This window comes from Actinomadura sp. NPDC048021, from assembly GCF_040653135.1.
Classification (GTDB): domain Bacteria; phylum Actinomycetota; class Actinomycetes; order Streptosporangiales; family Streptosporangiaceae; genus Spirillospora; species Spirillospora verrucosospora.
Window position 1 is genome coordinate 289,040 of record NZ_JBEZJQ010000006.1, and the last position, 19,513, is coordinate 308,552.

The 19,513-nt window shown below is 68.6% G+C and carries 10 protein-coding genes; 2 read left to right on the top strand and 8 right to left on the bottom strand.

All coding sequences use genetic code 11. The features are described 5' to 3' along the window. Positions 1-271: 271 nt before the first annotated feature. The 5 genes from AB0C87_RS13065 to AB0C87_RS13085 form a co-directional block, all read right to left on the bottom strand. Positions 272-577 carry a hypothetical protein gene (locus AB0C87_RS13065; protein ID WP_360577531.1) on the bottom strand — a complete coding sequence of 102 codons (306 nt, stop codon included), beginning with the start codon at positions 575-577 and terminating at the stop codon, positions 272-274. Then, positions 574-7,626, bottom strand: a complete 7,053-nt coding sequence (locus tag AB0C87_RS13070) for a polymorphic toxin-type HINT domain-containing protein (RefSeq protein ID WP_360577533.1) — start codon at positions 7,624-7,626, stop codon at positions 574-576. Before AB0C87_RS13070 ends, AB0C87_RS13065 begins: the two co-directional genes overlap by 4 nt. A gap of 120 nt (positions 7,627-7,746) precedes the next feature. After that, the gene (locus tag AB0C87_RS13075; protein ID WP_360577535.1) at positions 7,747-11,811 is read right to left on the bottom strand and encodes a LamG-like jellyroll fold domain-containing protein; all 4,065 of its coding nucleotides are present in this window, start codon (positions 11,809-11,811) and stop codon (positions 7,747-7,749) included. Between the two features lie 477 nt (positions 11,812-12,288). Then, positions 12,289-13,473 (bottom strand): VWA domain-containing protein, encoded by a 1,185-nt coding sequence (locus tag AB0C87_RS13080; RefSeq protein WP_360577536.1) that lies wholly within the window; start codon positions 13,471-13,473, stop codon positions 12,289-12,291. A 126-nt stretch (positions 13,474-13,599) separates the two neighbouring features. Further along, entirely contained in the window at positions 13,600-14,718 is a 1,119-nt protein-coding gene (locus AB0C87_RS13085; protein ID WP_360577538.1) for a hypothetical protein, read from the bottom strand. 112 nt (positions 14,719-14,830) lie between these two features. Between AB0C87_RS13085 and AB0C87_RS13090 the strand changes: the two genes are divergently transcribed. After that, on the top strand, positions 14,831-15,622 hold the full coding sequence (locus tag AB0C87_RS13090; protein WP_345175888.1) for an aldolase/citrate lyase family protein: 792 nt from the start codon (positions 14,831-14,833) through the stop codon (positions 15,620-15,622). Between the two features lie 27 nt (positions 15,623-15,649). Next, positions 15,650-16,639 carry a LacI family DNA-binding transcriptional regulator gene (locus AB0C87_RS13095; RefSeq protein ID WP_360577540.1) on the top strand — a complete coding sequence of 330 codons (990 nt, stop codon included), beginning with the start codon at positions 15,650-15,652 and terminating at the stop codon, positions 16,637-16,639. Positions 16,640-16,656: 17 nt separating this feature from the next. Here AB0C87_RS13095 and AB0C87_RS13100 read toward each other — a convergent pair whose 3' ends face one another. Genes AB0C87_RS13100 through hisD form a run of 3 tightly spaced genes read right to left on the bottom strand, consistent with a single transcriptional unit; the run spans position 16,657 to position 19,473 of the window. Next, positions 16,657-17,361: an alpha/beta hydrolase gene (locus AB0C87_RS13100; protein ID WP_360577542.1), complete on the bottom strand. Its 705-nt coding sequence runs from the start codon at positions 17,359-17,361 to the stop codon at positions 16,657-16,659. After that, complete coding sequence (locus tag AB0C87_RS13105; protein ID WP_345175895.1) at positions 17,358-18,152, bottom strand: SDR family oxidoreductase; 795 nt, start codon at positions 18,150-18,152, stop codon at positions 17,358-17,360. The genes AB0C87_RS13100 and AB0C87_RS13105 overlap by 4 nt, the downstream gene beginning before the upstream one ends. Next, on the bottom strand, positions 18,145-19,473 hold the full coding sequence (hisD, locus tag AB0C87_RS13110; RefSeq protein WP_353830996.1) for a histidinol dehydrogenase: 1,329 nt from the start codon (positions 19,471-19,473) through the stop codon (positions 18,145-18,147). Before hisD ends, AB0C87_RS13105 begins: the two co-directional genes overlap by 8 nt. Positions 19,474-19,513: the final 40 nt, after the last annotated feature.

Sequence of the window (19,513 nt, forward strand, 5' to 3'; positions counted from 1 at the left end):
GGTGATTTCGCCGATGCTGGCGAGTTCGGGGCCATGCGACCCCGACGACCCCCCAGCCGCAGCCGTCGTCCGCTGACGTTGCCGTCACCGTTGCCGTCAACGGCTCAGAAGCCCCACCAGAACAAACTCTAGTGGAACTTCCGGCGATATAACTATTTTGCGGATTGACGCAACGCGGCACAATGCCACGCTGACATTGCGACATTATGCGCTTGCACCACGCCGGGGCCTGTGCACTGTCCGCTCGCTCCGCAACCTGGCGCCTGGTTCGCTATTCTACCGGATTCGGCACCAATTCCTGAAAATTTCCTCTCGCCAGGGCTTCGACGGTCTTGCGGATCTCGGCCTTTGTTACCGATCGGACGACCAGCAAGTTAGGAACGGCGAAATACGCGCGATCCGAATCCAGCTCATCATCGAGTTCTTGAACAAGGCGAGTCCGGTCGTAGACCGCAAGTTCGAAGGATCGATTCTCTGCACTCACGACCACTCCCACCAGATATCCTTTGGCCTCGGTCTCAGCCTCATAGCCATCGAGATAATCGGGAAATCTTACGTCGTACGCCACCAAGTTCATCCGCCTCCACCGCACATGCACCGAATTTTCGATAGCTCCTCAGCGTACCTCGCCGGGGTTAGATTTGCTCCTGGCGCAGGTACGATTTCATAATGCCTCAAATCCTTGCCTCGTTGAATGACTCGAAGCGTGTCAGACATGGATGCCGGATCAATTCCATGTGACTCGAAACCACGACTCGTGATACTTCCAGGATTATCGAACAAGGAAACGCCGTGCGTTTCCTTAACGAATCCTGTTGCGGGGTCCACCTTGTATTCGTTCGGTCTCGGCGCAAAGCTCGGCCCGCCGCCCTTGGCGCCGCGGTAATACTCCGCTGGCCCGCAGTTGGAATTGTGCACGAGGACGGGTGTCTTGCCCGCCAGCACATAGTACGTGTGGAAGTCGGCGACAGTGAGGTTGTGGACGCGCTGGCGCTGGGCGGTCCAGTGCTTGGTGGCGGTTACCTGGACGTAGGTGCCGGCGCTGATGCGGAGCCACATGCCCGGCTTGAGGTCAGTGGCGTCAACCCACTTGTTGAGGTTGCCGGCTACCCAGAAGGGGTGGGCGTCGGTGGCGATGACGACGCCGCTCTTGGGGCGCAGCGGGCTGGCGGGTTTCTTGAGGCCCTCGTCTGCCGGCCAGAAGGGACGGAGCCCAGTGGCATCGACGGTGATCTGTACGAGGTTCTTCTCACCCTTGCCGACGATCGTGTCCACGACGGGCTCGGCACGTGTCCTGCCGGTCTCTGGATCGGTGGCGACCACCTTTTCGCCGATCTTCACCTCTTCGATGGGTTTCCAGCTTCCATCTGCCATCAGCACTTTGGTGTCAGGAGTGAAGCTATTGCCTTGACAGGCGGCCTTGGCCAGATTTCGCCTGGTGATCAACTGCTGGGCTGAGGGCGCCAAACCCGCCAGTTCGCCTGCGGTCATCTCAATGCCGCCCATGGCAAGGAACGACTCCAGATTCAATTGCGCGAGATAATCACCCTGTTCCCGACATTCTTTCATCTCGGCGCAGGCATAGTGGGCGATCCACAGGTCATGCCCCGGCTGCATTTGGGGGGCGAAGAGCGCGTTGCCGTACTGTTTTTCGTACTGCCGCCGAAAGAGTTGTTCAAAGCGTTTGATGTTTATGCCGGGCGGAACGAATACGGTGTCCGACGGGCCGACTGTGCGGTCCGTCTTACCAGGGGTGCTGCCACCGCCATACCAGGGTCTATTGATGCCCTTGCCTGGAGCGGGGTGCTTATCAGAGCAGTCCAGGCCGCAGCCGCCTCCCTTGGCGGGAGTCTTGTGGCCGGGGTTCATGACCCCACTGCCGCAGCGGACGGGCGGGCAGAGACCGGAGGGGTCGGCGCTCGTGACGGGGTTGTTGTCGGCGTAGTTGTAGCCGTTCAACTGCTGGGGGTCGGCCGGGTCCAGGACCGGATCGACGGAGATGAACCGCCCGGTCGCGGCATCGTACTCGCGAGCCCCCAGATGGATGAGGCCGGTGTTGTCATTGGTACCGCCCACGAAGCCCTTGTCCATGGCGGCGGGCCAGATACCGACAGGGGCGCCACGGACTTCCCCGAAAGGCGTGGAACGGCGCTGGCTGAGCTTGGCCAGGTCACCGGCGGAAATGGCCAACTGGGCGGTGTTCTGGTGGTCGCCGGCCAGGAGAGTAACGCCGGTGCCGGTGCGCATGGCGACGGTTTGTCCACCGTATGTGTAATAGCGGGTGGCTGTGACGGCACCACTACTGAGCCGGAGTTCCATGCCTGGCAGGTACAGAACGGTGCCGGTCTTGTCGCGACGGACGAGACGATCGCCGTTGGCATCGTAGACGAAGGTCGTGTCGCCTTGACCGGTCTCGGTGATCTTGGAGATTTCGTTCTGCTGGTCCCAGGAGAACTGGAGAGTATTGCTGCCGTCCGTGCGCTGGGTGGTGTTGCCGCCGACATCATAGGCGTAGGTGAAGTTCTTCTGCTCCACGCCGCCGGTGCCGCCGGCTTCCTGGGAGTAGCCGGCGAGCTGGTGTCCCTTGTAGACGGGGTCGACGCCAGCGTCGCCGGCGTAGCGGTAGGTCCGGGTTGCGCGCGGGACGCCGCCGTCTGACCCGGCTCCCCAGCTTTGCTCTGTGGTGCGGTTGCCGTCCGGACTGTAGGTGTAGGCGTTCCTGTACGGAGCGGGCCCGCCGATCTCGGCCGTGGCGGCGGACGGCGCGCAGGTGGCGGTGCTCTGCGTCCACGCGTCGGTCAGGCGTCGCTGGAGGTCGTAGCGGAAGCACTGGGTATCGGTGGTGACGCCTCCGGTGGAGGCATGCCCGGTGATATCGGTGATCTGGCGGACGTTGCCGACGTCGTCGTAGGTGTAGCCGGCGTCGCGGGCGTACCCGTCGATGCCTTCACGGCTGACGGTGGCGTGGATCAGCCGACGGGTTGCGGGGTCGTAGTCGTATCCGACGTTTACTGCTTTGCCCCCGGCCGCCAGTACGTAGCCGCGGACCTGGTTGATGTTGCTATAGCTCGTGCCGGTTACATACTGCGAGTTCCCGGTCAGCGTTAGCGGCCGTTTGAGATTCTCGTTGTCATAGGTGTAGGTGAGGACTTCGGCCGGCAGGTCACCTGCCGCGGGCAGGCTCGTCGACTGGACGGTCCCGTCCGGGTTGTAGGTGGTGTTGAACTGGTAGCTGCCATCCAGGCCAGTGCCCTCGGCACCATCGGGGATGGTGAGGGTGGTGCGCTTGGGCCGGTTGAGGTTGTCGTAGTCATCCGTGCGGATCTTGTACTCGTAGGTGTTGCCGTCGGCCCCGGTCGCCTTGCGGGAGGCGAAGGTGAGCTGGCCAGGGCGTACGGTGTCGTATCCCCACAGGGCGATCAGATCGCCCTTGTCGCCGTCGCCGTTGGCGGCATAAGTACGCAGCTTGCGGCCGAGCGCGTCGTATTCGTGGAAGACCTTGCCCGCGTTACCACGCGAATCAGTGGTGGACACGACCTGGTCGAGGTCGTTGAAGGCCGTCGTGGTGGTGCCGCGGTCGGGGTCGATGGTGGTGGTCTGACGGCCGCGGACGTCGTAGCGGTACTCCCAGGTCTTGCCGCCCGGCCCGACCATTTTGGTCTTCCGGTCTGCCGGGTCGTATTCGTACTTGGTGTAGATGTAATCGGTGCCGTCCGGTGTGGCGCTGTTGTGCTGCCGTAGCTCGATGGTGCGGCCGCGAGAGTCGGCGTAGGTGGTGGTGGGTGTCCCTCCGCTGGGTGGGGTCGTCTTCACCCAGGTGCCGAACGTGTCGCTGCCGTACGCATAGGCAGTCGCGTACACCTCGGCACCGTCACCGGCGCCGCCCAGCAGCGCCTCGCGGGTCTTGCGGCCTGCACCGTCGTAGCTGTACCGGGTCTGGCTGTGGACCATGCCCTGCATCTCCGGGCCGAACAGGCTCGGGGTGGGACCAGCCTGATCGTTGTAGTAGCCGTTGTAGGTGAAGGCGACCAGGCCCCGACCGTCGTACAGGGTGTCGGTGATGAGCCGGCCGCCGTTCTGCCCCGGCTCCTGTGTCTGGCGGGCCCGGAGGAACCCGTCAAAGATCGCGTAGGACGGGCTGCTCAGGGCACCGGTGTTCGTGACGGTGCGGGTACCGACGACGGCGGGTGCATTCTCCGCGATCTGATAGGTGTACTCCGCGCTGGCGGTCTCTCCACCGGTACGGCTGCGATTCGGCAGCCATACCTTGATGGTGCGGCCGAGGGCGTCGTAGTAGACGTCGGTCTTGCCGCCGGCCTCGTCGAGCTTGACGATCGGCGAGCCCCAGGCAGGGTCCAACGTGGCACTGGTGGAGAGCTGCAGGCTGGTGCCGTCCTCCTTGGTCACGGCCGGCTTGGTGACCGTGATCTTGGTGGTCAGACCGGGCGCCGTTCCGCCGGGAGTCTGGGTGTAGGCGGTGGTGGTGACGTGGTCCTGGGCGTCCGACACCACGGTGGGGCGGCCGTACCCGTCGAAACCGGTGACGGCCGACACCTTCTGGTACGTCGGGTCGGAGCCGTCGGCGGCAGCGTGCGACACCAGCCGCTCGGTGTAGGTGACCCGGCCCTTGCTGATCGACTTGAAAGCGCTCTTGGGCGCCGACGTAGTGCCGTCGTAATAAGTGCGGGTACCCGCCAACACGTGGATGCGACGGTCGAGCCCGCTCCATAGGCAACTGCCGCGGGTGACCTCTTCTTGGGCGACCTGGTCGCGTACCCAGGCGGTGATGTTGTCCGCATAGGTGTAACGGGTGCAACGGTCATCGTCGCCGACCGCCAGATCTCCGTTGTCGGACACCCAGTTGACCCGTCCGGTGTCGGCGTCGTAACTGGTGCGCACCTCGGCCTTGCGCCAGGTTCCCGGCCCTGCCGGAGTGAACGTCCGGGCGTATTCGGTGGCCACGATGTTGGCGGTCACCGTGCCCCAGGGCCGCGTTTTGGACGCGGTCTGGAACCGCACGGGAAGATTCTGGTCCCACTGCAGGACCTGGCCGCCGGGCTTGTCCAACTGCACCGTGCGCAGTTCCTGGCCAGCGAAGGCGTCGTGGTCGGTGACAGTACCGCCGTCGCCGTTGTCGACGGTGACCGTGCGCTTCTGGTCAGGATCGGTCGGGGAGGTGCGGTCGCCGTGCATGCCGCGCAGGAAGTAATGGTCGGTCTGGGCGACCATGCCGTCGACAAGGTCGGAACCGGTCAGCACGCTGACCTTGTCGTAACCGCGCCATTGACTCCAGGTCTTGTACTTCTCCCGTGTCAGGCCGTCGTCATCGTCGTAATGCCAGGCGCCGCCCTTGGAGTCGTCGTAGACGTACTTGGTGACCATGTCGGCGCTGTGGCCGGTTCGGTCACGCGCGATCACATGGGTGGCGACGTACTTGTGGAACCAGTCCAGGCTGGGATTGAGGTCTCCGTCGTGGGCCCAGTAGACCGGGAAGCAGCGCTTGGTGTTGGTCTGCGGGGTCGGCAGGTCGTCGGACGCGCATTGGGCGGTGCTGTAGGCGACGGACAGCTCACCGCCGGATTCGTCGGCGACGTAGTCCAGGCGATAGCGCATGAGCCCGCCGGTATCACCGGCCCGGACGCGGTTGTAGCGCTCCTCGTAGTCGAGCGTCACCTTGGGCAACGTGATCGCGGTGGTGGCGGCGTGCCCGGTGTGCTGGATGGAGGTGGCCAGGAGTGCCCGCGCGTAGTCGGCGGTGCCCCACTTGTGGGACAGCGTCCAGGAGTCGACGTCCCGCCAGGTGCCGTCCGCCTTGATCACCTGGGTCTTGACCGACTCCAGCCGCTTGCGCGTCCAGAAGGTCGGCGAGACCGTGCCCCTGAAGTCCTTGCACTCGGTGCCGGACTTGCAGTTGAGGTCGTAGGGGACGTCCGGCCACAGGTTCGGATTGGTCTCGATCTTGGAGGGGTCGCAGTTGGTGTCGGTGTCCAGGCACCGTTCCTTGCTGTTGAACACCACACGGGCCGGCGCCTTGGCCCACAGGTTGTCCGACCGCAGCCCGTACTCGATCCGGTTCAGCACACCACCGCGGACATACGGCGTCTCGTCCTCGGGCTTGAGGTTGCGGCCGTAGTGATTGATCTCCTTGTCGTAGTAGTAGGTGACCGCGTTGCCGTCGGAATCGACCGCGTAGTCAAGGTTCCATCGCCACGCCTGCTGGCACCACGAATCTTTGAACGCGTCCTTGTGGCAGGGCTCGGTCGCATCGTCACCGAACACCGGGACGGTCCAGGTGGAATTGGTCTCTGGATTGCCGCTTGCCCAGTTGTCCAGCCGGTGCTTGCCGAAGTAGTAGGCGGTGCCGTCGGTGGCAGTGACCTTCCAGTACTCGTTGTCGTTGTCGCCGTTGCCGGTCGTGCTGTCGTTACCGTTCAGCTGCTCAACACGGGTACCGTCGTCGTTCTTCAGCCGCCATTTCCCTGCACCGTCGGGAACCAGCTCACCGCCGTGCCCGTTCAGTTGCATCGTGGCGTTGTCGTAACCCCAGCACTGGTCGCCCGGGGAGTTCCCCCACTCGTCCTTCGGCGCATCGTCGTCTTCGCAGGCTTTGTAGCGACGCTCGATGAACCCTGGCCACAGGTCGAATCCGTCCCCTACCCAGGAGGACTGGGCGTTAGTGTTCGACGTCAGGCCGTCGATGCTGCCCGAGGAATAGCTGATGCCCAACTCGGGGGTCACGGCGCCGGGCACAGGAGGCACCCGCATGGGATAGGACCAGGTGAACTCCCCGCTGTTCAGGTTCACGTTCCAGGTCGACGACGGCGACAGCTTGGTGGCCTTGAAGTCACCCTGTTCACCGGCGGTTCCCGCGGCGGTGGCCAGGACCGTCGGCCCCGCCGTGGCCGTCGGCTGCTGCGGTGGCGCCTGCCGGGCGGCCGGTTCCGACGCGGCCTGTACCTGCGCGATCAGCGTTTTGTTCTTGCTGTCGTGGGTCGTCGCCACCGGAGTAGGCCTCCGGCATTCGGCCCGCTCCGGCGCGGTCAGGACGCACGCCGGATACTGCACGAGACGAAGCCGGTCGGCGTAAGCACCACCGAACGCCGACGCGAACGACGCGTAGTTCAGCCCGACCCCGACCTGTCCCGGTGCCGTCGTGTCAGTGCGGGCAACCGAGATCATGACGCCTTGGACGCCGGCGCGTTGACTCACTTTGCGGTCGACGACCTGGACCCGGACCTGCTCGGCCGCCGGTAGACCTCGTGACCCCGGACGCGAACCGAGGTGCGTCGCATCGTTCGGAGCGGTTACCCAGACGGGGAGCTCACCGGCCCGGGCCCAGCGTCCCTTGCCGGGGACCTTGCTGGTCGCCGTGCCGGCCTTCGGCCAGCTCGGCGCCGGGGCCGCCTTGGTGGTCAGGTGCTTGTTCCCGGCCTTGCGCGGCCGCGCCTTCAGCGCCCGCCCCTTGACCGGCTTGGCGTCCTTGAACTGGCGACTCGGCACCGGCTCGGCCCGTGCGGGCAGCGGCGACGCCAGTCCGATCGCCAGCACGGCGGCCATGCCCAGCGCGATCTTCGACCGCGCCCGGCCGTGGCCTCCCAGCAGCATCCGGGTACCGCGCTTGCTCACAACGCCCTCCAGGCGACGCTGCCCTCATCCTTGAGGGCCGACGAAGTGGTCAGCAGGAAATGGATGTCGGCCATTCGACCGGGCAGGCCAAAGTGGGTGTTCCTCGCCCGACCACCGCCGTCAGTCGTAGGACTCGGGCAGAGGCGGGTTTCCGTAAGGAGTCTCGATCTGCTGAAGGTTGGCCAACGGCAACACCTCATTTGGGGTGAGGGCGCCCTTGACCAGCCATACATCGCGGATCAGCCCGGCGAAGTACTCGCGAGTGGGGTCGTTGTCGCCGGTCTTGCCATCGGCGAAGCGGCGGCCGATCTGCACGGGACCCGGTGCGTTGAACCCGATGACGCCGGTCCTCGCCGATTCGGCACTGGTGTTGCCGTTGACGTAGAGGGTCATCGTGTCGGTCTCCGCGTCGTAGACCAGCGCGAGATGGTCAGGGCCGGAGTCGGTGCAGATGTTGCAGGACTGCGACTGGTAGGCGGTGACCCGGGTGGTTCCGAGAGCGTCGGAGACGGAGGCCTCGATCTCCCAGCGGCCGACCCATTCGTCAGCGGGGTCGTCCCGGTCGGGGTCCCAGTTCGGATTCTTGGCCGCCTTCGGATTGAAGCGCACGGTGAAGGCGTTCTGGGTGATCCCAGCCAAGGAGAAGACCGTCATCGGAACGGTCGGTTTCACAGCGTCCACCCAGCCGGCGATCGAGAAGCTTCCGTCGGTGCGGACTACGGGCAGTGCCGTCCTGGCCCATTGGCCGCCGCCGGAGGTGTTGGCACCGTGGAGCACCAGACAGCCGCCGTCGAGTTGGTCGCAGGTCTCCCCGTCGGTCTTGATCTCCGCACCGCCGTACAGGGTGAGATCGTGGCCGGCGCCGGAGTCGTCCGGGACCACGCCGTTGGCCGGAGCGGTCGAGAGTCTCCAGCGGGCCTGGACAGTGGAGCGGTACCACCCGGCGACATCCTGGGCGGTGACGGCCCGGTCGAACACCCGAACGTCATCGATCTCGCCCCGGAAGAAGTCGGTTTTGATCCCGTTGTACTTGGCGCGACCGACCGCGAAGGCGCCGCGATTCACGCCGGCCCACTGGCCCCCGTCGTAGGACGTGGTCTGTTCGAGCCTGCCGTCCACGTACAGGCTGATCGTCTTGGCCGCCGCGTCGTAGACGCCGACCAGGTGGGTCCACTGCCCGACTACCGGGGCCTGCGCCGACAGGGCTCGGACGCCGGCCGCATCGGTCTTGTCTCCGAGCACCCCGGAGAATGCCCACCGATCGTCGACGGGCGAGTACTGAAGGTACATCGAGCTTGCGACGTCGGCGTCCTGGGAGGCGATGGTGGAGACACCGCCCTTGGCCGCCAGCTTCGCCCACGCCGAGATCGCATAGTTCTTCGTCGGGTCCAGCACGGGCAGCCTGGTCTCGGCGTAGCCCGTGGTCGCCGGGTCGGCGTCGGCGTTCAGCTTCAGCGACGACGACCCGACCCTCGCCGGAGTACCCAGCGCGTAGTCGGTTCCGACCATGCGGGCCTCGTTGACCGAGAGGAGGCGCCACTGCTCCCACTGCGAACCGGTGCAGGTCTGCTGAAGGACATGCGCGCGGTTGTCCATCGATTCGCCATCGATGGTCAGGCATTTATTGCTATGTGCGGGTTTCAGCTGGAAGACGCCGTCCGCCTGCTCGACGCGCTGGATCCGCTGGCTCGGCACCTCCGCGCAGTCGGACTGGATGCTGTGGGCGCCGTCGGCGGTGGACGCGGGTGTCCCATCGATGTCGAGGCATTTGTCGCTCTTCTTGCTGACAAAGGTGTAGGTGTTGGTGCCGACCTCGTTGAGCTTCCAGCGTTCCCAGTCGACGCCGTCGCAGTCCCACTGCATGATGTGCGCGCCGGGCGTCGTCTGGCCGCCTTCGACGTTCAGGCATTTGCCGGTCTTGACGTTGACGGCGGTGAAGGTGTTGTTCGCCGCGATCTCTTCTCGGAGCCTGACCGTCCCGGCGGGGTCGTCGAGTTTCCAGTGCGCCTCTTCGCTGGCGACGCGGCGGACACGGAAGCCGTAGTCGGGAGCGGTGCCGGAGCGGCCGGCCCGGTCGACGGCGTGCACGTTCAGCTTCCAGTCGCCGCGAACATCCGGTGTCCTGGTGAACGTGCAGGCCGTCGTGGTGCAGCCGGGCGTCTGCCCGAGCACGAGCCAGGTGATCGGTTCGGCCGGGCGGCCGGGAGGCGTGAACTGGTAGCCGAACTTGACGATCGGTTCACTGCCGGGCGCCGCGGTGACCGTGAAGTCGCCGGGCTGCCCCACCCCGTCATGCTCGATGGCGTTGGCGGGGTACTTGGCGGAGGTGACGGTCGGCGGCGGTGGAGCGGCGTCGTCGTAGACGAACCAGCACTTGTGCCCCAGGCCACCGGCACTGGTCGGGGCGTCGGCCCAAGGGCCCGCGCCGAGCCAGTTGTGCCAGTCGTCGTTCTCCAGCCCGTCCTTGAAATCGTGCCCGCGGACGGTCCAGGCGAGCGGGACGTTCCTGGGGATGCCGCGAGACGACGCCAGGGCGCTCATTGCCTTGGTGAACACCTGTCCGGAGTTGCCGCCCCCGGAGTAGACGGGCGTCGAGTCCGGGGCTGGTTCCGCCCCGATCCTCCAGGAGAAGCCGGCCCCGTTCGCGTCACCCCAGCCGATCATGAACTCGCCCTGAACGCGGTCACTGCCCTGCGGGTCGGTGATCTTGGCGGCCATGGTGGGCCAGACCCGCAGCCGGGGCATGGACGCGTCGTTCAGCCCGCACGGGTAAGTGCCGCCTTCTCCCTCCAGATGAACGCCGGACGGAGTCTTGGGCGGGAGGTTGTACAGGACGCGAAGGACGGCGTCGTTGTTGAATCGCTTCCAGCCAGTGGTGCTTCCCTCGTTGGTCGCCTTCAGGCCGAGCCAGAGAGTGCCGCTGCCTTTGGCCGTGTTGTCGACCTCGGTCTTGAGGGTCTCGCTGGACAGCACCACCGTGTTGTTCGCGCAGCCGACGCCCTCGTTGCCATAGTTGAAGCTTTTCTCCACCAGCTTGCGCTGCCAGAATCCGGAGGATGCCTGCGTCCCCCAACTCGTCGAGCCGCCGACCCCCTTGGTCTTCCAGACCTGTGCCGCGGCCGCAGTGCAGTTGTAGGCGCCGGTCTGGTACGGCTTGAACTCCGCCCACAGAACGTTGGTCCGCATCACGGCCGAGGGAAGGACGAACTTGTAGAACAGCCGCTTGGTGATGGTGCCGCCGCACTGTCCCCCCATGTAGGGGTCGGAGTCCGAGCAGTAACCCATCCCCTCGTCTTCCCAGGCGGAGTCGGTGTACTTGGTCGACACCATGACCGCGGCCGACTCCCCCGGTCCCTGCCAGTCCGGGTCGATGTACAGCGGAAACGTCGTACCCGCCCCGGTCAGCAGACCCGGATCGGGAACCAGGGTCAGGTTTCCCCCTCCCACTGACGACTTGATGCGGCCCCGCTTCACACCGTCAGCCGGGGTCTCGGCGGCCATGGCCCTCTCGGCGAGAGTCGTCTTCCGGACGCCGCCGGCGGCCTTCCCGGAGGAGTCCCACATGATCGGCTCGGCGGCTCTGAAGACCGTCCCCCCGGCGGCCTCGTCCACCACCCGCATACCACCGGCCTTGTCGGCCTCCACCTTCATCCGGTCGGATTTCAAGCCCATGCGGACCGTGGCCAGCCTCGGGTCCTGTGCAGCGGTCGGGGTCTTGACGACCAGAACGTGGCTGAATCCACTGGGCTTGGCCCGCACCACCAAATCCACGTCCGGGAGGACGTTCTGGTACGTCGCCGATTCGCCATCGACGACCGGCGCCGGCAGTCTGCCATGCGGCCAGGTCAGGGACATGGTGCGCCCGGCCCGGCTCATCGTCGCGAACGGCCCGTCGCCCCCGGCGGAGAACGCCAGACCGACGGTCGTCGCACCTGGTGCGAGCATGCCATCGGCGCGCAGCCGCAGCTTGGTGTCGATCCGCACCCACTTGCCATCACGCAAGGTGCGGACCGGCCGGGCGCTCACCGTGGCCTCCAGGCGGCCGTCCGGCAGCGCACGCACCTCGCGTTGCGGACCGGTCATCGAGGTGACGGTGACGGGCCGCTTCGACTTCAGCGCGGCCGCCACCGCTTCAGGCTGAGAGGGCGCCGCCTTGGGCGCCTCATCTGCATGGGCTGCGGTCATGGACGCGCCCCAGGGAATATTTACCAGCGACAACGGCACTACCAGGGCGAACGCCGTGGCCGCACTGGTCGCGGAGAACGGCCGACTCCTCACGCGATGCGAGCTGGACTTCTGTGGCAGAAAACGACCCCAAAAGCTCACGGAGACCTCCGCGCACATAAAGTCCCAATAAAGTCGCTTTAACGTAACGTGACCGATCACGCTTCGGAAGAAGCGGAACGATCAAGGTATTGCGATCTACGTCACGACTGATTCGGTAACCCGACCCCACCACCTGCGCGTCCCCGCCAAGGCGACTTATGCTGACGCTTGCGGGCCACTACCGAGAGTGATGGTTGGTTCTGTTTGAGAACGGTGGAGCACTACAGCCTTATGGGGCCGTTCCGGAACAAGGAGATCGGCACGACTTGGCGGTGAGAAAGGAATCTGATCGGGTTCGATATGGCATTCTCTGACGCCGGATTCGGGGGCCTGGCCTCAGTTTGAGCCTAGGGGGATGCCTTGGGTTTTTGCTGCGTTCAGCCAGGTGGGGAACTCGGAGAGGATGCGCTGGTAGAGCTCTGTGTCGGTGATGGTGGCTATGTCGTCCACCGCGAAGAAGCCGGCGTTGTCGACGAGGCGGCCGTCGAGGGTGTCCAGCTTTTCCAGAATTCCGTACCTGCCGTGGCCGAGGCCGATGAACTGCCAGAAGACCGCCCGGTCCGACGCCTCGCGCAGGAGGCGGGCGATCTGGGCGCTCTTGGCCACGCCGCCGTCGGAGAAGAACAGCACCAGGACCGGTTCGCCCGGACGGGTCTCGTAGTAGGCGAGGATGTCCTCGATCACCTGGGGCTCGTTGTTGCGGCCGCCGAGGCTGACCCGGCTCCCGTCGGCGGCGACGGCCTCGTGCAGGCGCACGTTGTCCCGCGTCCACGCGCCGATCTCGGCGACCCGCAGCGGGGGGAGCCGGGCGAACTCCGTCGCGAAGATCCACGCGTCCAGGGCGCCGTCGTCGTCCACCTGCAGGGCGATCGCCGCCATCCGCTCGACGATCTCGGCGACCACGCCCTCCTTGAAGAGCCTGCGCATGGAACCGGAGGCGTCCAGCGCGACGGCGACGCGGGCCCGCAGCCCGCCGATGCCCTTCTTCTCCAGCGAGACGCGGACGGTCTCCTTGCGCAGCGAGATCCGCTCCGGCAGGTCGGCCTCGACCGGCGGTTCGCCGGTCACGTCCACGCCGAGGTCGGTGGCGAGGCCGGCGAGGCCGCTCGCCCATCCCTGCCCGACCGCCCTGAGCTTCCACGCGCCCGCGCGCCGGTACACCTCGACGACGACCGCCACCGTCTCCCCCTCCGCCATCGCCGGGGCCTCGAACCGGGGGCCTCCGTGCACACCGGCGCGCAGGGTGACGCCGTCGAACGTCCCCGGGCCGTCCACGCTGGCGACGAGCGCGATGGTCGAGACGTCATCGGGGACCGCGTCCGGGTCGATGACGATCTCGGCGCCCTCCAACCGGACCCCGTCCTGAGCGGGATGGTTGAAGAAGACCAGGTCGTCGTCCGACCGGACCCGCCGGTCATCGCCCAGGAGGACCGCCGAAACGTCGATCGGCGTTCCGGCGGCGGACACGGCGACCCTGACACGGCCGCCGTCCAGCGCGGCGTTCTCCCCCTTGCGCAGCATCGCCCGCTCCCTCCCCCCGCCCTACGCCCGGAACCCTCATAACGTCCGACGCCGGCCGCTGATGCGGGGTTGGCAACCGGCTCCCGAGTCCCGGGGAAGCACCGGATATGCGCCCGGTCCGCCGGCTCAGGCGTGCAGGAGGTCGACGGCGGCCGTGTAGCCGTTCGGGTCGATCACGGTGCCCTGCTGCTCGGCCAGGGAGGCGACGGCGGGATCCCAGCGGAGGCGGGTGCGGCCCTCGCCGCCGGTGATGACGACCATCTCCCCCGTTTCGGGGGCGATGCTCTCGAAGCGCCGCCAGGCTCCGACCGGGATCGAGAGGGTGTCGTAGGGGCCGAGCTCCGTGGAGACCGGGTTCTCCCGGTTCAGGGTGATCCGCCAGCGGCCGCCGGTGACGATCAGCACCTGGGACTCGTCCACCGCGTGGGTCGACATGCCGCGTCCGGTGGCCGCGCGCAGGCGGGCGAGGCTGAAGCCGTGGGGGTCGGCGAGGCGCGGATGCTGGTCGCGGTCCTCGGTGATCCCGTAGCCGACGACGGCGGCCAGTTCGGCGCCGCCGGTCTCCAGGGCGGAGTCGAGGAACGGGGCCGTCGACCAGCGCAGGTCGGACGGGCGGGCCAGGCGCGTGCGCATCTCCTCGACGCCGATCCTGCGGAGCGTGGCGAGCTGGGCGTCGGTCAAGGGGCGCTTCAGCTCCACCCCTTGCGGGTACTCGCCCGGTTCGGTCTCGATGAGCCGGTTGTCCGAGGTGAGGTGCAGGCCGTACTCGGCGGCCTTCTCCAGGACGGACGGCGCCCAGATCAGGCCGCCGGAGCGGTCGCGGCCGAGGGCGGTGAACAGGAACGCGTCGTCGGTGCCGACGCTGGTGAAGCCTCGGAACACCCAGGTCGGGATCGAGATGACGTCGCCGGGACGGACGGTCACCTCGCCGTCGTCGCCGTGGACGCCCCAGCGGAACCGCCATTCGCCCGCCATGCAGACGAAGACCTCGGCGGTGAAGTGGAGGTGCAGGTTGTTGGTGACGCCGGCCGGCATCGCCGCCGCGCCCAGGTTGAAGCCGTGCGGCGCGGTGACCGGGACGGCCTGCTCGGCGTTCTCGGAGACGCCCGGCCCGATCATCGGATAGTTGATCTTGCCTTCGGAGCCGGGGATCTTCGTGTCGATGAAGGCGGCGGTGTCGGCGGTGAGGTCCTTGCGCAGGATCGTCCGGGAGGCGAGTTCGGCGGCGGACACCTCGGGGGGCATGGCCTTGATCCTTTCATGCAAACGTATGCGTAGAACTTTACGATTGCAGCGAGGAAGTACGTTGTCAACAGCGTGCTAACGTATGCACAGCTTTCACAGAGAGGCGGAGCACATGCGCGACAACCGGCTCAAGGAGCTCTTCGGCGCGGGCGAGACCGTGGTCAACGCGTGGGTGTCGGCCGGCAGCGCCTATCTTGCCGAGACCCTCTCGTACTCGGGGTTCGACTCGGTGACCGTGGACCTCCAGCACGGCATGTTCGGGCTGGACACCGCCGTCCACCTGATCCAGGCCGTCTCCGCGGGGCCCGCCGTCCCCCTGGCGCGCACCCCGGCGCTCGACGCCGCCGTGATCGGCAAGCTGCTGGACGCGGGCGCGTACGGGATCATCTGCCCGGCCGTGGACGATCCCGACCAGGCGGCGCGGTTCGTCGCGATGTGCCGGTACCCGCCGAGGGGCGTGCGCAGTTACGGGCCGGCCCGCGCGAACCTCGCCCAGGTCCCCGGATACGTCGAGCGGGCCGACGAGCGGATCCTGACCTGGGCGATGATCGAGTCGCGGGCCGCCCTCGACCAGGTGGAGGCGATCGCGGCCACGCCCGGCCTGGACGGGGTCTTCGTCGGTCCGAACGATCTCGCTCTCGCGCTGGGCGTCGAGCCCGGGCTGGCCGTTCCGCCGCCCGAGGTCGACGCGGCGCTGGGGCGGATCGCCGAGGCCGCGCACGCGGCCGGTGTGATCGCGGGCGCCTTCGCCGCCGGCACCGAGGCCGCGCTGCGGCTCACCGAGCGGGGCTACGCTTTCGTGACGCCGGGCGGCGACATGGCCCTCCTGCGGCGGGCTGCGTCGGAGGCCGTCGCGGCCGTGCGGGGGACGGCGGCGACCACGGCGCCGTCCGGCGGATACTGACCCGCAGGGCGGCGGAGGGAGGAACGGATGCGGGTGACGAGCCTGGACGTGGCGCGCGCCGCCGGGGTGTCGCAGTCCACGGTCTCGCGGGCGCTACGCGGCCATCCGGGCATTCCACCCGAGACCGCACGGCGCGTCCGGGAGGCGGCGGCACGGTTGCGCTACGTCCCGAGCGACCGGGCCCGCGACCTGGTCACGCGCAGCAGCCGCCGCATCGCCATGGTCGTCGATCTCGACAATCCGCTGTGGTCGCTGCTGGTGGGGCGGCTGTGCGACGAGCTGGACCGGCGCCACTACCGGCTCTCCCTGATCGCCGAGCACGGCGATCCGGACGACATCGAGTCGCAGCTGCTCGGCGGCACGGTGGACGGCGTGATCGTCTCCACCGCGTCGCGGGACTCGCGGCTCCCGGGCGTGCTGCGCGAGCGCGGGGTGCCGGCGGTGCTGCTGCACCGCTACGCCGAGGACGTTCCGCTCGACGCCTGCGTCGCCGACGACCGGCTCGGCGCGCGGCTCGGCACCCGGATCCTGCTGGAGGCGGGTCACCGCGAGGTCGGCGCGCTGCTCGGGCCGCGCACGGCGAGCACGGCGCGGGAGCGGGAGGACGGCTACCGGTCCGCGCTCGCGGACGCCGGGATCGCCCCCGACCCGGCGTGGGTCCGGCACGGCGGGTTCGACTTCGAGCACGGCCGTTCGGCGGTGGCGGCGATGGCCGCGGAGGGGCGGCTCCCGCAGGCGCTGTTCTGCGCCAACGACACGATCGCCCTGGGGGCGATGAACGGCGCGCACGAGCTCGGGCTGCGGGTGCCGGGCGATCTCGCCCTCGTGGGCTTCGACGATCTGGAGCAGGCGGCGTGGCCGCTGGTCGGGCTGACCACGCTGCGCGTGCCGTTCGACGACATGCTGCGCAGCGCCGTGGACCGGCTCCTGGAGAGGATCGCGGGGGACGACGGCGGGCCGCGGCGCGTCGTCCACCCCGTGGAGCCGGTCCTGCGCACCTCGCACACGCGCGGCTGACCGGGCGGGCCGCCGCGTCACCTCGCGAGCCAGCCGCGGAGGTGGGCGGCGACCTCGCCGGGGCACTCCAGAGGGGACATGTGCCCGCAGCCCGGGACGACCTCGTGCCGCGCCGTGCGGATCGGCTCGGCGAGGTCCCGCTGGAGGGCCGGCGGGCTCACCTCGTCCAGCTCACCGCTCAGCACCAGCACCGGGACGTCGATCGCGGCCAGCGAGGGGTGGAGGTCGATCCGCGACTCCTGGGCGCGGAGCTGCCGCAGCAGGCCGTCCGGCCCCACGGTCCCGGCCATGCTCTCGTTGCGGGAGACCAGGCGGGGGTCGGCGCGGCGGACGGCGGGCAGCGTGGCCCTCGCCAGCTCGGCGGCGACCGCCGCGAACTCGCCTCGCCCGACGCGCTCGGCGAGCCGCGCCCATCCGGCGCGCTGGGCGGGCGAGCCCGCGCCGGCGCTGGTGTTGAGCAGCGCCAGCCGGGTGACGCGGGCGGGGGCCCGCCGCACGACCTCCAGAGCGACGATGCCGCCGAGCGAATGGCCGGCCAGCGCGAACCGCGCGGGCGACCGGTCGAGCACCCGCGAGGCGAGCCCGGCGATCGAGTCGTCGAGGTCGACGCGCGTGCGCAGGACGTTCGTCTCCGGTCCGAGCGCCGCGACCACGCCGTCCCACACCGTGGCGTCGCCGAGCATGCCGGGAAGCAGCACCAGCGGGCCGGCGCCGCCGCTCACCGCGCGACCATCCCGGCGGACAGGTCGATGTCGGCGCAGTGCAGGCCCGACATCATCAGCATCGCCACCACGGCGCGCCCGACCTCCTCCTCTTCGAGGAGGCGGCCGAGCGCGGCGCGGGAGGCGAACGCCGTCTCGGCCTCCTGCTCGGTGATGCCGAGACGGGCGGCCTCCAGCCGGAAGTTGCGCTCCATGCGGGGGCCGCGGACGGGCCCCGGCGACAGCGAGTTGACCCGGATGCCGAGCGGGCCCACCTCCGCGCCGAGGGTGGTGGTGAGGCCGATCACGGCCATCTTCGAGGCGGTGTAGGGAGTGCGCATCGCCAGCGGGCGCTTGCCGCTGACCGACGCGATGTTGATGATGTCGCCGGAGCCGCGGGCGAGCAGGGCGGGGATCAGCGCGCGGCAGACGAGGTAGGTGCCGCGCACGTTGGCGGCGAACACCGCGTCCCACTCGTCCGGCTCGATCTCGGTGAGCGGCCTGACCGGTCCGGCGACGCCCGCGCAGTTCACCACGATGGACACGTCCTCGCCGGCGACCGCCGACGCCAGGTCCGCCACCGAGCCGGCGTCGGCGACGTCGGCCTCGACGACGCGGGCGCCGGCGCCGCGGGCGGTCAGCAGCCGGGCCGTCTCCTCCAGGTTCGCCCGCGTGCGCCCGGCGCCGACCACCCGGACCCCGGCGTCGCCGAGGGCGAGGGCGATGGCGCGGCCGAGGCCGTTGCCGGCGCCGGTGACCAGCGCCGTCCGGCCGCGCACGCCGTCGAGCACGTCGCCCGGGACGTCAGGCATCGGCGCGCACCCCGGTGAAGGCGTGGTCGCTCCACGGCAGCGTTCCGCCCCGGTACTTCGCCGTGCGGACGTCACCGGAGCGGGCGTGCCCCTCGAACAGCTCCACCCGGGCGGCGCGGCCGCACACCTCGCCGAGCGTCGCGCTGGACTCGGTGTCGGTCACCTCCTGGTAGGTGACGGTCTTGAGGTACTTGCCGACCCACAGGCCGCCGGTGAACCGGGCGCTGCCCCTGGTGGGCAGCACGTGGTTGGTGCCGATCACCTTGTCCCCGTACGACACGCAGGTGCCCTCGCCGAGGAAGAGCGCGCCGTAGTCGTGCATCTTCGCCAGGGCCTGGCGCGGTTCGCGGGTGAGGACCTGGACGTGCTCGGAGGCGAAGGTGTCGGCGACGGCGAAGGCCTCGTCCAGGTCGTCCACCACGAGGACCTGCCCGTGGTCGCGCCAGGCCGGGGCGGCGAAGTCGCGGGTGGGCATGTCGCCGAGGAGCCGCTCCACGTGCGCCATCGCCCTGCGCGCCACCTGCTCGCTGGTGGTGACGAGCACCGCCGGCGAGTCGGGTCCGTGCTCGGCCTGGCTCAGCAGGTCGACGGCCACGACGAACGGGTCGGCGGCGTCGTCGGCGATCACGAGGATCTCGGTGGGCCCGGCGAACAGGTCGATGCCGACCTCGCCGAACAGCTGCCGCTTGGCCTCGGCGACATAGGCGTTGCCCGGTCCGGCGATCATGTCGACCCGCTCCATGGACTCGGTGCCGATCGCCAGCGCCGCCATCGCCTGGACGCCGCCCAGCAGGTGGATCTCGTCCGCTCCGGCGAGGTGCATCGCGGCGACGGTGGCGGCGGGCACCTCGCCGCGGATCGGCGGTGTGCAGGCCGCCACCCGCGAGACCCCGGCGACCTTCGCGGTCACGATCGTCATGTGCGCGGACGCGGTGAGCGGGTACCGCCCGCCGGGCACGTAGGCGCCGACCGCGCGGACCGGCAGGTTGCGCTGGCCGAGGCGCACCCCGGGCAGCGTCTCCATCTCGAAGTCGGTGATGGAGGCGCGCTGCCGCTCGGCGAAGGCGCGGACCTGCCCCTGGACCCACTCGATGTCCTCGATGACCTGCTGGGGCACCCGCGCGACGATCTCGTCGATCTGGCCCGGGGTCAGCCGGAAGGCGGCGGGGGTCCAGTCGTCGAAGCGGGCGGAGTACTCGCGGACCGCCGCGTCCCCGCGGGCGCGGACGTCGTCGAGGATGCCGCGGACGGTCTGCGCGACGCGGCCGTTGTCGGCGGCGATCTGCTCGGAGGCGACGGCCTCCTTCAGAAAGGTGATCATTTCGTCCTTCGGGCGGAGGGGGGTGGAGACGGGAGGGACT